The sequence below is a fragment of the Bartonella queenslandensis AUST/NH15 genome, from assembly GCF_000312585.1.
Taxonomy (GTDB): Bacteria; Pseudomonadota; Alphaproteobacteria; order Rhizobiales; family Rhizobiaceae; genus Bartonella; species Bartonella queenslandensis_A.
This window is the reverse complement of sequence record NZ_HE997987.1, coordinates 21,435-36,031: the sequence shown is the minus strand read 5'-3', so window position 1 is coordinate 36,031 and position 14,597 is coordinate 21,435. Positions and strand designations below refer to the sequence as shown.

11 protein-coding genes, 1 tRNA gene and 1 pseudogene are annotated in these 14,597 nt (G+C 36.4%); 5 read left to right on the top strand and 8 right to left on the bottom strand.

Features of this window, described 5'->3' with window-relative positions:
• Positions 1-679 precede the first annotated feature (679 nt).
• Together BN338_RS02985 and BN338_RS12990 are read right to left on the bottom strand one after the other, a co-directional pair.
• Positions 680-991, bottom strand: coding sequence for a hypothetical protein (locus BN338_RS02985; protein ID WP_039758912.1), 312 nt, complete (start codon positions 989-991; stop codon positions 680-682).
• 612 nt (positions 992-1,603) lie between these two features.
• Entirely contained in the window at positions 1,604-1,762 is a 159-nt protein-coding gene (locus BN338_RS12990; RefSeq protein WP_244427597.1) for a hypothetical protein, read from the bottom strand.
• Between the two features lie 571 nt (positions 1,763-2,333).
• Here BN338_RS12990 and BN338_RS02975 point away from each other — a divergent pair.
• Positions 2,334-2,648: a helix-turn-helix domain-containing protein gene (locus BN338_RS02975; RefSeq protein WP_005773173.1), complete on the top strand. Its 315-nt coding sequence runs from the start codon at positions 2,334-2,336 to the stop codon at positions 2,646-2,648.
• Here the strand turns inward: BN338_RS02975 and BN338_RS12985 are convergent.
• A complete protein-coding gene (locus BN338_RS12985) occupies positions 2,572-2,754 on the bottom strand; it encodes a hypothetical protein (protein WP_083868428.1) in 183 nt (60 codons plus the stop codon). The genes BN338_RS02975 and BN338_RS12985 overlap by 77 nt on opposite strands.
• A gap of 623 nt (positions 2,755-3,377) precedes the next feature.
• On the opposite strand from BN338_RS12985, the gene BN338_RS02970 reads away from it, so the two are divergent.
• Entirely contained in the window at positions 3,378-3,578 is a 201-nt protein-coding gene (locus BN338_RS02970) for a hypothetical protein (RefSeq protein ID WP_039758909.1), read from the top strand.
• A 553-nt stretch (positions 3,579-4,131) separates the two neighbouring features.
• On the opposite strand, the gene BN338_RS02965 is transcribed toward BN338_RS02970, so the two are convergent.
• A tRNA-Ile gene (locus BN338_RS02965) sits at positions 4,132-4,208 on the bottom strand.
• Positions 4,209-4,377: 169 nt separating this feature from the next.
• Here BN338_RS02965 and BN338_RS02960 point away from each other — a divergent pair.
• Complete coding sequence (locus tag BN338_RS02960) at positions 4,378-5,124, top strand: SIMPL domain-containing protein (protein ID WP_039758906.1); 747 nt, start codon at positions 4,378-4,380, stop codon at positions 5,122-5,124.
• Between the two features lie 29 nt (positions 5,125-5,153).
• On the opposite strand, the gene BN338_RS02955 is transcribed toward BN338_RS02960, so the two are convergent.
• The 3 genes from BN338_RS02955 to dnaG all read right to left on the bottom strand — a co-directional run bounded on the left by BN338_RS02955 (position 5,154) and on the right by dnaG (position 10,557).
• Positions 5,154-5,615 carry a YcgN family cysteine cluster protein gene (locus BN338_RS02955; RefSeq protein ID WP_039758904.1) on the bottom strand — a complete coding sequence of 154 codons (462 nt, stop codon included), beginning with the start codon at positions 5,613-5,615 and terminating at the stop codon, positions 5,154-5,156.
• A gap of 613 nt (positions 5,616-6,228) precedes the next feature.
• Positions 6,229-8,244, bottom strand: a complete 2,016-nt coding sequence (rpoD, locus tag BN338_RS02950; RefSeq protein ID WP_039758902.1) for an RNA polymerase sigma factor RpoD — start codon at positions 8,242-8,244, stop codon at positions 6,229-6,231.
• A 375-nt stretch (positions 8,245-8,619) separates the two neighbouring features.
• Positions 8,620-10,557 (bottom strand): DNA primase, encoded by a 1,938-nt coding sequence (gene dnaG, locus BN338_RS02945; RefSeq protein ID WP_039758899.1) that lies wholly within the window; start codon positions 10,555-10,557, stop codon positions 8,620-8,622.
• 136 nt (positions 10,558-10,693) lie between these two features.
• On the opposite strand from dnaG, the gene BN338_RS02940 reads away from it, so the two are divergent.
• Together BN338_RS02940 and BN338_RS02935 are read left to right on the top strand one after the other, a co-directional pair.
• Positions 10,694-11,899, top strand: coding sequence for a mechanosensitive ion channel family protein (locus tag BN338_RS02940; RefSeq protein WP_039758896.1), 1,206 nt, complete (start codon positions 10,694-10,696; stop codon positions 11,897-11,899).
• 69 nt (positions 11,900-11,968) lie between these two features.
• Positions 11,969-13,660, top strand: a pseudogene (locus BN338_RS02935) (Na/Pi cotransporter family protein).
• An 83-nt stretch (positions 13,661-13,743) separates the two neighbouring features.
• On the opposite strand, the gene BN338_RS13490 reads toward BN338_RS02935, so the two are convergent.
• Positions 13,744-13,875 (bottom strand): hypothetical protein, encoded by a 132-nt coding sequence (locus BN338_RS13490; RefSeq protein WP_280109516.1) that lies wholly within the window; start codon positions 13,873-13,875, stop codon positions 13,744-13,746.
• Positions 13,876-14,597: the final 722 nt, after the last annotated feature.

Below are 14,597 nucleotides of genomic sequence, written 5' to 3'. Positions count from 1 at the left end.
ATTTTAAACATGTGTAAGTAACAGTTAAGTTTTTGCGGTATATATGTTTGTTTTTACATATAAGTGGTTTTTATAGCACCTATCAAGCAACCTTTCCTTCAAGTCTAGTGTCTTTTCATAGAACAAATGCCTACAAAGAGGAAATGAATCATAAATTAGGAATGTGATTTCTTTTCTAGATACCAATATCTTTTACGTTCATCTTCCTATTCTGTGTATCGGATAATCATGACCGACTTATCCCCTTCATCTTCATAAAAAAACAAATATCTTCTTCTTTTTATTATCATGCAATTTTTTATGCCTATTAATTGAAACTATCGCAACATTACATCTAAAACATAAAAGAAACGCGCCAAATTGTTTTCTACAATAATACAAATCACCATAACAATTACTGGATCGTATAGATACCCTTTTTTGATATCCTTTAGCATAGCTATAAACTGAAGTACCATCATAAACTTTTATTTTGCTGCCAACGGCTACCTTTTTATCAACTTTAACGATTTATAAATTATAGATCAGAGTAAACTTGAATATTCTTCTCCAATACAATCTCTCCACGAGCATCGTAATGGATTTCATAAAAGTCTATCTCTCTCTCATTATTTTCAATCCTTCTAACACTCCTCCAAATCCTTTAATGCATAAATTCGATGCACGATATGAATACATATCACTCTTTATCATCTTCAGATTTAAGCACTTTTTGATATTTCTTTTCGTTTTCTTCATATTTCTTAATTTGTTTTTTCAGTTTTTCAATTGCTTGCTCGCGTCTTTTAATCACCATATTCTGCTCTCTAAGAGCTCTATCTCGTTCTTCAGTCATCTTCATAGAATCCCTTAAAAACTCATGCTTGATCCTTCTGGATTCCTCTTTTAGAGCTTTAATTTGACTGCGATAATATAAAGCAAATCGAAATATAACCCCGCTGAACAACAAAACAACCATCATTGCTCCCAATAAAATTTCATTTATATTCATTTTGATCTCCTCTTATTGCCGCTCAAGTGACTTTAAAAATTTGTTTTGTTTCATCCTCCATCAAAAAAGAAGACAATAAACCACATATTCCAAGTGCGAATAATCACCCTCGGCATTCGTATTTTCTCTATTAAACAGTGATAAATGACGCAAAAAACACTCTGAAATCAGCTAAATCCAGATGCTCATACCAATTATTTGCGACATATTTCTTGATCTAAAATATAAAAAATAAGAAACTTCCAACAAAACGAACAACGTGATAAAATCAATACTCACCTTCCTCGAAACTTTCCTTTCTTCTTTTACGCCATGTGGAATATAGATGCATGTGGGAGCTTTTTCATTATTACAAAAATTACAAAAATCCTCTGTGTTACAAAGCATAGATTTTCTATAAAAGTTTCACCTTCCCACAAATCGTTACATCAGCACAAACCAAAGAATCCCTAAAAACACGAGACTTTCTATAATCACGAGTATTACTACAAACTTCAATATATTGAGTATTCAAAATTTGCCCCAAAACGACTACATTCGTGTAAACATATGCCCCTCGACTCATATTCAAAGGACAATAAAGTTTGCTCTTTCATAAACATGCAAATTCTTTCAAATCCCTAGACAACCATATATTAGCGCATTGTCATAAACAAAAATATCCTCAAAAACACAAACTTTATTATCAACCATCGTATTATCAAAATACCCTCCCATCCCAATAAGAGCATTGGTCGCGTGTATCACATTGCGCCAAACAACCACCTTCATGCCCCCAATTATTTTTGTGTTCTATAAAAACACCAAAACCACTTTTTTTGATATTTTTTTTTGATGTTTCCAAAGTTTTTGAACGCATACATACGACATACCATTTGATAGTGACCTAATTTATTACAATAAGAGAGAAATAGGCTTTTCTAACCTATGAATTTATGTTTTTTTCTCCAACGACGATCTTGTCTCTTAAGGCTGTAAAGCTTCGTTATATGCTCACAATACCGGCTTAACACAGAATTTTTACAAATGCTGATGTTGGGGTATATCTTGATTTATAATGCTGCTACGTATACTATCATAGCGACATCTCATGAACATACGCGTGCGTATCACCGTTTCCGGTATACGTGCTGATTTCTTTACAACCATGGAACTAAGGAACCATTTTTATTGATTCGAATCTAAAAGTGTATGGGGACATTTTGTTATTAGTTAAAAGCAACTCTATATGCTTCATTAGCGAAGAGCTACGCATGGATATTTTCACGCTCCTTGTATCATATATATTCTGGATTCGCGACGCAATATTAACGCTATAGCGTAAATGTGTAAAGGTCTAAAAATGACAAAGACTGAAAAAGATTGGTTCCAACGCTTAATTGAATTGATAAAAAGTGACGGACGAACGATGATCGAAATAAGCAGAGCAGCAGGCTGTGGACAAAACTATGTCCAACAAATGATAAAAGGAGGAAAAAGACCTTCAGTCGATAAACTTATGGCTATTCTAAATACACTCGGAAATGCAAGTGCCATATATGTCATAACTGGCTTCAACATCTCCGATGAAGACTTAAAACTTATAGCTTTGATTTCGTCTGGAGATAAAAAGAAGATTGAAGCTTTAAATGTTCTGTTGAATGAGAAGCAGTTGTAGAATTTTCTACTCTATCCAATATCGCTTGCTTTTGAGATGTCGATAAAGACTCCCATTTCACAATAATATCAGATAAAGCCGTATCAAATTTTTGATCATTCTTCATAATCATACTCCGTGTTGTCAAACCATATAACGCTAAAGCGTTTAAATATATCTCATACCTTAGAAAAAAATATTTGCAATAGGCAGTATGGAAGCAATTGTGTACAAACTGATTTTATAAAATCAGATAAATTTTTATGCGTTATATACCATGGTGAAACAGAAAGCATTGCTCGATCCAGACCTTCTTATGAAAATTGGTATGATCTATCAACAACGCGAATAATGTTACATAAATCTTATGATTCGGACTGATAACAAATTAATGCGAAAATATCCATGAAGATACTCCTGAACTCTTTTATAAGAGAACACGAAAAAGCTTATTCCAAAAGAAAATATAATCACAATTTTATTCTACATAGCACCATCTATGTTTTTAAACGATATTGCAAAGTAAGAATATAACAATTTATAGGAATAAGTTCTTATAGACAGTCCCACCTACCTAAAGAAGTGAGTAACGCATTTACAAGGCAACCTCCCCTCTGCAAACACTCTTTAAAGACTGATTCTCTATCATGACAATGTTAAAAAGATAAAATGAATCATCACCCATGATCTCCGTACATAAATTGCAAAATTTACAACAAAGAAGAAATTCTCTCACGTAAATGAAGCATTATGATTTTTGAAGAAGAAGGAAAGTTTTCCAACAAAAAATCACTTCCCTTACCAGTCATTTTGCAAAAAAGAGAAAACTCTTTTCACAAACAATACGTGAAAATTTTAAGCAACATAAAAAAGAGCAAAGTTTACCGAACATTTCCAATGCCTTATGAGAGTAAAATCGCAAAAGATCTTGTAACTTCAATAACAATTTGAATGACATAAGAACTACAATTTGAGCATTAGATAGAAAGCATACAATGGTAAAAAATATCAACAAATACTACCATCGTTACTCCCATGCCTCCTATAAACGTCTCTCATGCCCTTTCATATACAATCTCTTATCATGATGATATTATTCAAACATCTCAAAAACGTAAAGATCATTCAAAAAAGTAGATTTACACTCTCTGTTTTTCAGGACTTTTGTTATGAACAAGCACAGCTCACCTCACGAAAGCGCTACCCCCCTGCTTTATGAAAGACATCATATAGAAGAAGTAGAAATAGCATAATGAATTAAGAAGTAAACAGCACCCCATATCAACTTAACCAAGATGCCTCAATGTTGTAAATAAAGATGTTTCTTTGACGAGACCGAAGAGTATATCATCATTTTTATTAAAGTAACTTATAGAAAAATCCTGTAACAAAAAAAATGACAAAAGAACTCAGAACAAACGGAGAAATAAATCAAAAGAATGAAAGATGCAAAATCTCCAAACTTTTACGAAGCTATTTATTTTCCTATTCAACACTTCCCTATTGGTGGGCCCGGAGGGACTCGAACCCCCAACCAAGCGGTTATGAGCCGCTGGCTCTAACCAATTGAGCTACAGGCCCCACATAGGTGGTCTTTCTCTAAACTAAAATGCTCTATGATACAAGAGCTGACCCAAATTATAACCCATCTTTTTTCTCTTTTCTATTGGTTTTTTTTCTAACGCCCTAATTTCTTTACAAGAACTCTCAAAAATGAGAGAATAGTGATGACAAATGTAAAGGAATAGATATGATAGAAAAGAAAACTCAACCACTGAAGAGCTGCTCTTTGGTTAAAATAGCCATCTTCACATTCACACTCTTAGCCGCTTCATTGGCGGGCGTACATGCTTATGCTGAAGACAATAAAAGAGGTGCAACGATTACAGTGACTGCAACTGGGGAGAGTCAAGCCGCACCGGATATGGCAATTATTAATCTCGCCGTTGTTAATGATGATAAAACTGCTCAAAAAGCATTAGCCACGAATAATCAATTTATGAATGATATTGTAAATGCCTTTAAAAGCAATGGCATCCAAGCAAATGATTTACAAACATCGGGCTTATCTATTTATCAATCCCATCCCGATAAACATCACGAAAAAAAGAATAATGAAAATCTCTATCATGTTTCCAATTCTTTAACCGTACGCATTCGTGATCTTAGCAATGCGGGTAAAATCTTTGACCAAGCGATGACAATGGGGGTTAATTCAGTAAATGGCATTACTTTTACCAACGCAGATACGAAGCCATTTTATCAAGAAGCACGTAAAAAAGCCATTACTGAAGCCATTGAAAAAGCGCAGACAATAGCACAAGCTGCCGACTTAAAATTAGGAAAAATTATTGAAATTCATGAAAAAGATGATTACTACCACCCAACACCGCGTCTCATGAGTAGAGCAGCAAGTGCAAGCTACGCAGATACAAATTTTGCAGGGGGTGAATTAAATTATAATGTGACTGTCACTGTTGTCTTTGCGATCGATTAAATCACCAACCATTGTATAAAACGCTCATATCACTGGCTTTCACATAGAAGACCAGTAATATGGGTGAGGTAATCTTCTTCAGATGATAATTCATCTTCGTAGATCTCTATATATCCACGTGCAGAAATGTGTGCTTTATGCACCATCTGATAATCTCCTGATACCAATGGATGCCACCATGGGAGATCTTTTCCTTCATAAATTAACTTATAAGCACAACTTTCTGGAAGCCAACGCGCCGTTTTAATGGTTGTAATGTCTAATGATATACAATCTGGTACAATTGATTTACGATGAACATAGTCTCGACACTGGCAAGTTTCCCCATCTAAAAGACGACAAGCGATACTGGTTGCGTACAGATCACCCGTATCATCATCCTCAACTTTATGGAGACAACAACGACCACAGCCATCACAAAGGCTCTCCCACTCTGAGAAGGAAAGCTCTTCTAATTTTTTTACTTTCCAAAAAGGAGACTCTCCGCTCATAAACTCAGACACACCCTCTTAAGACAATCGATAAAAAAAGAAAAAATTAAAAGTTTAACTTTTATAATTCCATCTATTTCTGTCTCTTAAAAAATTCAACTCAATGTGTAGCACTTCATAGAATTTTCTTAAAATTTATCTGAAAAAAGAACGTATTCAAAAAATAGCGCATATCAATGAACATAACCTCTTTAAAAATTCCTTTATAAACGGACAAAGAATGAAATGCGTTACCCTAAAGAGATAGAATAATTCTGCAAAGAATAGACCTTTCTCATCAAAAAGACAGTACGCTGCACTATTAAATGTATTTTTGAGATATCCCATCTCTTAAGAAATGCATCGCTCTAGCTAAAATAATATTTTGTCATTCATTTCTTGAAAGCCCCGCTCTACTCTCTATTTTATAACCACTCTTTGTCCTATATCTATCCTTTTGCGATAAAGAGATACAAAGCCCCACAGTTACGAAAAACGTTAAATACCGTCAACTTTCTAGATTATTCAAAGTTTTCCCATATTTTTCTCAAAAAATCATCCAAGCATACTGTAACAAACCTCTTCCTCCATGGAGAAGAAAGAGGAAATGATTTCAAAACACCAATGCCTTTATTTAAGAATCGAGAAAACTGCGTAATTTTCGTGAGCGGCTAGGATGCTTTAATTTACGAAGTGCTTTTGCCTCAATCTGACGAATACGTTCTCTTGTAACTGAGAACTGTTGTCCCACTTCTTCCAAGGTGTGATCTGTATTCATTCCTATCCCAAAACGCATCCGCAAAACACGTTCTTCTCGTGGTGTTAATGAAGCAAGAACGCGCGTTGTCGTATCTCGAAGATTAGCCTGAATAGCTGCATCAATGGGTAATAATGCATTCCTATCCTCAATAAAATCTCCCAAATGGGAATCATCTTCATCACCAACAGGCGTTTCAAGTGAAATCGGTTCTTTTGCAATTTTAAGAACCTTTCTCACTTTTTCTAACGGCATAGAAAGCTTGCTAGATAATTCTTCTGGTGTCGGCTCTCGCCCAATTTCATGGAGAATCTGACGGGAGGTACGAACGATTTTGTTAATTGTTTCAATCATATGAACAGGAATACGAATAGTGCGTGCCTGATCTGCAATTGAACGCGTAATAGCCTGACGAATCCACCATGTGGCATAAGTTGAAAATTTGTAGCCACGCCGATATTCAAACTTATCCACCGCTTTCATCAAACCAATATTGCCCTCTTGAATAAGATCAAGAAACTGCAAGCCACGATTAGTGTATTTTTTGGCAATTGAAATAACAAGACGTAAATTAGATTCAACCATCTCTTTTTTTGCAATTGTTGATTCGCGTTCACCTTTCTGCACCTGCATAACAATCCGGCGAAACTCACCAATCGAAATAGCCGTCTCTTGTGCAAGATTTTGTATTTCACTCCGCAATTTTTGAATTTCTTTTGCTTCACGCATTGAAAATTCTTTCCAACCCGGAGCAGGCAAAGCGGCAATATAATTCATCCAATTAGCATCCAGTTCACGTCCTTGATACTCTCTTAAAAAATCGTCATGACCAATACCATAACTGTTAGCGATTCGTTTGAGCTTACCTTCGTTATGAATCAATCTCTTATTGATGTCATAAAGCTGTTCAACCAAAGATTCGATACGATTTTGGTTCAAAGAGAGAGATTTTACGGCTTGAATCAACTCACCCTTTAATTGAATATATTTTTTCTTTTGAGCAGCTGTAAGAGCCCCCTCTTTACGCTCTGCCAAACTGCTTTCAACATGCTGATCTTGTAATTTGCGTAATTTTACATAGGTCTGAGCAATAAAATCCAATGTTTCCATAACTTGAGGACAAAGCTCATTTTCCATTGCAGCAAGAGATAAGTTAACATCATCATCGTCTTCCTCATCATCTTCTTCAATGCCTCTTTCTCCTATATTTTCCCCCATATTACGCATACCAGAAGACATATTTTCTTCTTTGATCTTATCGACTTCACTTCGCTCAATAACAGGGGCCTGCTTTGCTTCTGGCCCAGCATAAGTGGTTTCGAGATCAATAATTTCACGAAGAAGAATACGCTGTTCTTTTAACTCATCACGCCAGATAATCAGGGCCTGAAAAGTCAAAGGACTCTCACAAAGCCCTGCAATCATTGTCTCACGCCCTGCTTCAATACGCTTGGCAATGGCAATTTCACCTTCTCGTGAAAGAAGCTCAACAGCTCCCATCTCACGTAAATACATACGCACCGGATCATCCGTACGATCTGTTACTTCGCGCTTACTCGTTGACGTTGCAATTGCGTGGCTAGAAGCCTCGACTAAGTCTCCCCCCTCTACCGCAATTTCTTCTTCATAATTTTCAGACTCGACTTCATTCTCATCATCGACAACATTAACCCCCATCTCAGAGAACATCGCCAAAATATCTTCAATTTGTTCGGATGTAACCTCATCAGAAGGAAGAACAGCATTGAGTTCATCCATCGTTACATAGCCATTTTTTTTGGCAAGTTTAATCATTTTCTTGATGGCATCATCAGAAAAATCAAGAAGAGGACCATCCAAACTCGCTTGGTTCGTTACTTCCGCATTATCTTTCTGTTTAACCTTTGTTGCCATACCATAACTCCACTCGATCACCTCATAGTTTCCATATAATCATAGTTTCCATGTGACCAGTTTTTTTGTTCTCACTTATAAATCAACCAATAGCTCCTCATATATACTTCCTTTTAAGAGATTACTATTGGAAAGAATACATTTTGTATACGCTCTATCATCCAGACAAAAACGCGGGAAAACTCCCGAAGTTTCCCCGACTCCTCTCAGCCCTTCTGAGATAATCTCTGTACCCCATCGTAAGAACCAATTTCCCGCTTTTCCTAAAATTTAATTGTCATCTTAATGAATTAACCGTTATCTTTATGAAAATGTCACTCCACATAAACTTCCTCAACTAAAATTTAAGTGACTGATTCGCATTAAAAAAGCGAATCATTTTATCGTATCTTGTGTATTCCCATCTATTTTTTCATCCAACCAACTTCCAAATCCTTCAATTAACGCTTCTGTTGCCTGCATCTGCTCCAGCTCATTTTTTGTCTCACGAAGCAGATCAAAAACCTCACTCTTAGGATTTTCTACAAGTTGCTCTTCAATATCCTGTAACCTCTTATGTAGGTGGTGTTCATGAAGATGCAAGTAGACAGCTTGTTTTAATATAGCACGCGCATCTTCTATGGAAGCTCCCCCAAAGATAATACGCATACCAATATTTTGCACAAGATGTTTCATACGTTCTAATAAAGCCTTTTGCCCTCTTTTTTCTAAGAATGCAACCATTGTCTCTTTATCATGAAACGGCTGATCCCCAAGAATTTCCAACATCGTTTGGTGAAAACAGATTAATTGTGTATTTTTTAATTCTAACGCACAGAGAATCTCAAAATTTTCATGCCATAACTCAGGATAGTAAGCTAAAGTGAGTAAAATCACGGCTTCACGCAATGGAATAGCTTGCGAAGAATTTCGTACGATTTCAGAATTTTCTAACAGAGAAAAGGATTGATCTTTAAAGATTCTATTTGGTGAAGTCTGTTCATATCGCCTTCCCCCTTTCTTTTTTGAAAAAGAGGGGCGAAAAAAATCAAAAAGGCGTTTTTTTATATCTTGCAAATAATAACGACGGACATCCTCATCGTTAATCGTAAAAATTTGTTGTTTGAGTTGTTTTTCTAGCGCTGCCCGTTCCTCTGGAGTTTCAAACTGCTTTCCATAAGTAGCACGCCACCATAAAAGCTCAATCAATGGAATTGCTTTTTGCAAAAAAGAAGAAAAAAGCTGTGCACCACCAGCACAAACAATTTCATCAGGATCTTTTCCTTGTGGCAGCAAAACAAAGCGGACGCAAACCCCAACCTTTAAAAGAGGCAATACCCGATCAGCAACGCGAAAAGCAGCCTTTAAACCAGCATCATCACCATCAAAACACAAAATAGGCTCCTTACCCATCTGCCATAAAAGCTCAATTTGCGCTTCCGTTAATGCTGTTCCTAAGGGCGCTACAACTCCCTCAAAACCGACTTTAGTCAATGCAATGACATCCATATACCCCTCAACAACAAGAAGTGAATGAATTTTTTCATCGCCAACAAAGCGACTATTTTTGCGCGCTGCTGCCGCGTTATAAAGTATATTTCCTTTATGAAACAGCACTGTTTCAGGGCTGTTGAGATATTTTGCTCGTGTTTCTTTCTCTAATGCACGCCCTCCGAAAGCCACCACACGTCCACGCATATCTTCAATAGGAAACATAATACGATTTCTAAATCGATCATAAGAATCCACACTCTCCTCATGTCCTGTGAGAAGTCCGCATTCTTCCATTTGCTTGATTGAAATACCACGGGTACTCAAAGCTTCTTTCAAAGCTGTACGCCTTACCGGCGCAAAACCAATTCGAAAACGCTCCACAAGCTCTGATGTAACACCACGCTCTTCCAGATAACGACGTGCCTGTGCACCTCCTTTATCGCGTAAATGATATTGAAAAAAATCTGTCGCAATTTTCATCACATTATAAAGATCATCTTTATCTATTTGACGTTGATGACTTTGAGGATCCTCAATAGGGAGTTTCATTCCTGCAAAATCGGCCAAACGCTCAACACTTTCTGAAAAGTGCAATCCATCAAGCTCGCAAAGGAAAGTAAAAATATCTCCGCTTACCCCACAACCAAAACAATAATAACGCCCTTTATGATCATCACAATGAAAACTGGGCGTTTTCTCACCATGAAATGGACAACAACACCAAAAATCGCCCCGTGAAGGTTTACTTTTTCGTGGATCAAAATCCACCCGTTGGCCAATCACTGTTGAAATTGGGAGTCTGCTACGCAGTTCATTAAGGAAATCAGGCGGAAAACGCATTATCTCTCACAGAGTTTGAAAATTCTTTTTTGCATATTTAACGACTTTAGAGCATAATTCCAATACTTCCTCTTAAAGCAGTTGTAAAATTTTAAACTCTCGACTGCCTATAGCTTTAAAAATGGAGAGTCAAAAAGTGATCGAATTTATTGTTCAATATCCGTGGTTAGAAGCTATTTCTTGGCTTATTATTCTTACTATAGCTGCCCTTTTAATCAACTTTGTAGGACGAAAATTACTCATTCACGGAGCCCAAAAACTCTCTTCTTTCCTCCCCAAGAATACAACGACCGATATTCAAAATTCTATTCAATACATAGCAAATATCATTTCAGCTTTTATTCTTTCAGTTGGTGTTAACTTTATACCAACATTGCCCGATGCATTCAGCACTGTCATCGATAATGTTTCCAATGCCTTCATTATCTTTTTTGTTGTGCTGACAATTTCTTCCTGTCTCAATATCATTAACATCCTTTACGAACAACGTCCAACAGCACGACTAAAACCAATAAAAGGTTATATTCAAATTGCTAAAATTGCACTTTTTGCCATTGCAGCAATTTTAATGGTTGCCACATTAATTGACCGCTCCCCTCTTATTCTCTTCTCCGGTCTTGGTGCAATGGCGGCGGTTCTCCTGTTAATTTTTCAAGATACACTTCTTTCTCTCGTTGCCGGTATTCAAATTTCATCCACCGATATGGTTCGTGTTGGTGATTGGATTGAAATTCCCAATCTCGGTGCCGATGGTGATGTTATTGAAATTGCCCTTCATACTGTTAAAGTTCAAAATTTCGACAAAACCATCATCTCAGTTCCTATCCGTAAACTTGTAACTGACCCTTTTAAAAATTGGCGTGGAATGCAAGAATCAGGTGGCAGACGCATTAAACGCTCTCTTTTTATTGATCAATCAAGTATCCATTTTCTCACAGAAGAAGAACAAAAATATCTTTCCCGATTTAATTTATTAGAAAATTATTTCACACAAAAAATAGCAGAAATCGCTCAATGGAACGCTCAATTAGATAAAAATCATGATGTTGTAGCCAACACGCGCCGTTTAACCAACATTGGTACTTTTCGTGCTTATGTTTTTGCTTATCTACAACAGCATCTCAACATCAACTCCAATATGACTTTTATGGCCCGACAATTACCCCCTACAGAAAATGGTTTACCCTTGGAAATCTATTGCTTTACGAACACCACCGTTTGGATAGACTACGAACAAATTCAAGGTGATATTTTTGACCATCTTTATTCTATTCTTCCTTTTTTTGGTCTAAAGGTTTTTCAAAATCCAAGTGGTTATGATTTTAATCAAGCATTAAAGTAAAAAAATAAACTTCAATTTGTCAATTTTGAGTTAAGCATATTCATAAACAAAAGAGAAAGAAAAAGTATCATGAATGGTTCATTGGTACTCCTCCATCTTGCTGGCGCTGTTTCTTTACTTCTCTGGGCTACACGCATGGTACGCACAGGAATTGAACGCGCCTATGGTGACAAGCTTAAATATAACATGCGTCACGTCATTTCAAAACCATTGTTTGCTGTAAGTTTTGGGCTTTTTACAGCGATAATTTTACAGAGCTCTACAGCCATAACACTCCTCGTTGGTTCTTTCGTTGAATCTGGTTTTGTCTCTGGAGTAGCAGGACTTATGGCGGTACGTGGAGGAGAATTAGGATCAGCATTGGTTGTTAAAATTCTCACCTACGATCTCACACTTGTTGTGCCCCTTTGTCTTTTAATTGGCACTTGTATTTTCATGACAACGGAAAAACGTGAGTGGCGCCAAATAGGACGTATTGTCATCGGCATTGGCCTTTTGATTTTATCTTTACAAATGATAAGTACCGCAACAGAACCTTTACGGGATAGTGAAATTTTCCCGAGCATCATTCGTTATCTTTCAACCGATCCTATCTCAACTTTTTTGTTGGCTGCGGCTTTGACCTACTTCTTACATTCATCCATTGCAGGAATCATTTTGCTGGTTAATTTTGCTAACTACGACCTTATCCACACGCAACTTTGCGTTGTCATGGTTCTTGGTGTTAACTTTGGTTCTTCTCTGATAGCCCCCCTTCTAACGCGTAACGCTTCTCCGAATACCCGCCTTGTTCCCTTGGGGAATCTACTCATGCGTGGAGCCGGTTCAATCCTTGTGCTAATCTTATTTCTGTCTTTTCAACCACCTATCACATGGCTTGGCAATAACGCTTCCACTCAAGTGATTAATGCCCATATCATTTTTAATGTTTTTATTCTCCTAGCTGGAATACCACTTTCAAAATGGGTTTTAAAGTAACCACTCACATCGTTCATATGAGTACAAAAAAAAACGCAAACCGATAAAACGCTTAATTTATCTGATCAAACAGCTCTTGATGATAGCGTTCTTGAACGCCCAGCTTTAGCGCTCTCGAATGTCATGCGTGAAGTTATTCATATTTGTGATCTTGTCGACATTATGCTAGAAAAAATCATGGGACTTTATGAAAATCCTGATCCCAATATTATTGCTGAACTCAATCAACTAAACACCATATTAGACAAAAAACACATCGCTATAAAACTTTATCTTGCACGATTAGCGGGACAAAAATTATCGAATGAAGAAGCTTTTCAAACGCAAGAACTTCTAGATGCCTGTATAAAATTAGACCAAGCAGGCGATATCATTATTCACAATATGCTGATGCTGGTTAAAAAGAAACAACAAAAAGGTCTAAAATTCAGCAGCGAGGGCTGGAATGATCTCCTTCATTTCCATGCCATTGTACTAGCCAACGCGCATATCGCATTTAATGTTCTCGTCTCCCGTGACACACACACTGCACATCTATTGGTCCAAAAAAAGGATCAACTACGGAACTTAGAAAAAGAGATGAGTTTAAAACATTTTAAACGCTTACGTGAGGGAGACCTCAAAAATGTAGAATCATCCAGTCTTCACCTGGATACTGTCCGTGACCTCAAACAAATTAATTCTCTGTTGACCTCAATGATCTACCCTATTTTAGAACAACAGGGACTTCTTCAAAGTTCGCGCCTACGCGATCCTGCTGAAGAACAGACAGAAAAACCTTAAACTTTAAAAATAAATCAAACAAGAAACACATCACATCAATTATTTAATTTTGAACATTTAAATATCTTGCGTAACATATTGATTTAATAAAATACTTTATTATTTGATGATTTAAATGGACTCTCTTCAATAGCATTAATTTCTTTTATTTTTAATCTATTCATAATAAATTTCTCAAAGTCATCCGCTTGCACTTCTACAAGTGGTTTCGCCATAGAGAATAAAGCTCTTGAAGCAAGAATATCTCCCCATCTCACAGCAAAAACTGTGTTCTACACAAAATAACATATAGATTTATAAAGATAATGTACTTGCTTATATTAAATAATCCTTCCAAATATCGTAAGATTCTTTCATTCCAAACCTGTTCTATGTTAAATTAATCAAAACCATCTGCTTGTACGATAAGAGCGGAGAATCCTGTGTGGAGTGCAACCATACAATTAAATATATAAGGACCTTAAAACACCTCTTATGAACCATCTTAAAAACCAACAACTTGTCGCAACATTCGGAGCAAGTGTGTAATGGTGCCGGTTTGCTTTTTTATGAATCTTAAAGACGGAGATGCTCAATGAATTTACGACCCTTCACGGGCGCTATCGTAAAATGGGGATCGAAAACGTTGAAAAAGAGATCGATAAGAAGAAAATACCTAAAAGTATGACACTGCCAGCCTAAATTCACCTTTTAAGAAGGCTACCACTTCACAGTAGCAGTAAAATAAAGAAATATCCGATAAGAAACGCAAAGCTCCACTCAATTGCAACATTTATATCAATATTTGTAGAGATTGAACTTATAAAGCATTTTATAACGCATTAACAAAACATTTTTAATCTCATTTCAAATAATATTGATATCAATTGGCAAGCTTCCAATCTATAAATATCCATTTGTCTTATTGGTTTAGTCACAGTTATTTTGTTTAAAACTT

What these genes read in the sequence shown, in the direction of transcription:
- BN338_RS12985 (WP_083868428.1), bottom strand. Translation starts at nt 2,754, where the DNA reads ATGAAGAATGATCAAAAATTTGATACGGCTTTATCTGATATTATTGTG.
- BN338_RS12990 (WP_244427597.1), bottom strand. Translation starts at nt 1,762, where the DNA reads ATGAAGGTGGTTGTTTGGCGCAATGTGATACACGCGACCAATGCTCTT.
- BN338_RS02975 (WP_005773173.1), top strand. Translation starts at nt 2,334, where the DNA reads ATGACAAAGACTGAAAAAGATTGGTTCCAACGCTTAATTGAATTGATA.
- BN338_RS02970 (WP_039758909.1), top strand. Translation starts at nt 3,378, where the DNA reads ATGATTTTTGAAGAAGAAGGAAAGTTTTCCAACAAAAAATCACTTCCC.
- BN338_RS13490 (WP_280109516.1), bottom strand. Translation starts at nt 13,875, where the DNA reads ATGGCGAAACCACTTGTAGAAGTGCAAGCGGATGACTTTGAGAAATTT.
- rpoD (WP_039758902.1), bottom strand. Translation starts at nt 8,244, where the DNA reads ATGGCAACAAAGGTTAAACAGAAAGATAATGCGGAAGTAACGAACCAA.
- BN338_RS02955 (WP_039758904.1), bottom strand. Translation starts at nt 5,615, where the DNA reads ATGAGCGGAGAGTCTCCTTTTTGGAAAGTAAAAAAATTAGAAGAGCTT.
- dnaG (WP_039758899.1), bottom strand. Translation starts at nt 10,557, where the DNA reads ATGCGTTTTCCGCCTGATTTCCTTAATGAACTGCGTAGCAGACTCCCA.
- BN338_RS02960 (WP_039758906.1), top strand. Translation starts at nt 4,378, where the DNA reads ATGATAGAAAAGAAAACTCAACCACTGAAGAGCTGCTCTTTGGTTAAA.
- BN338_RS02985 (WP_039758912.1), bottom strand. Translation starts at nt 991, where the DNA reads ATGAATATAAATGAAATTTTATTGGGAGCAATGATGGTTGTTTTGTTG.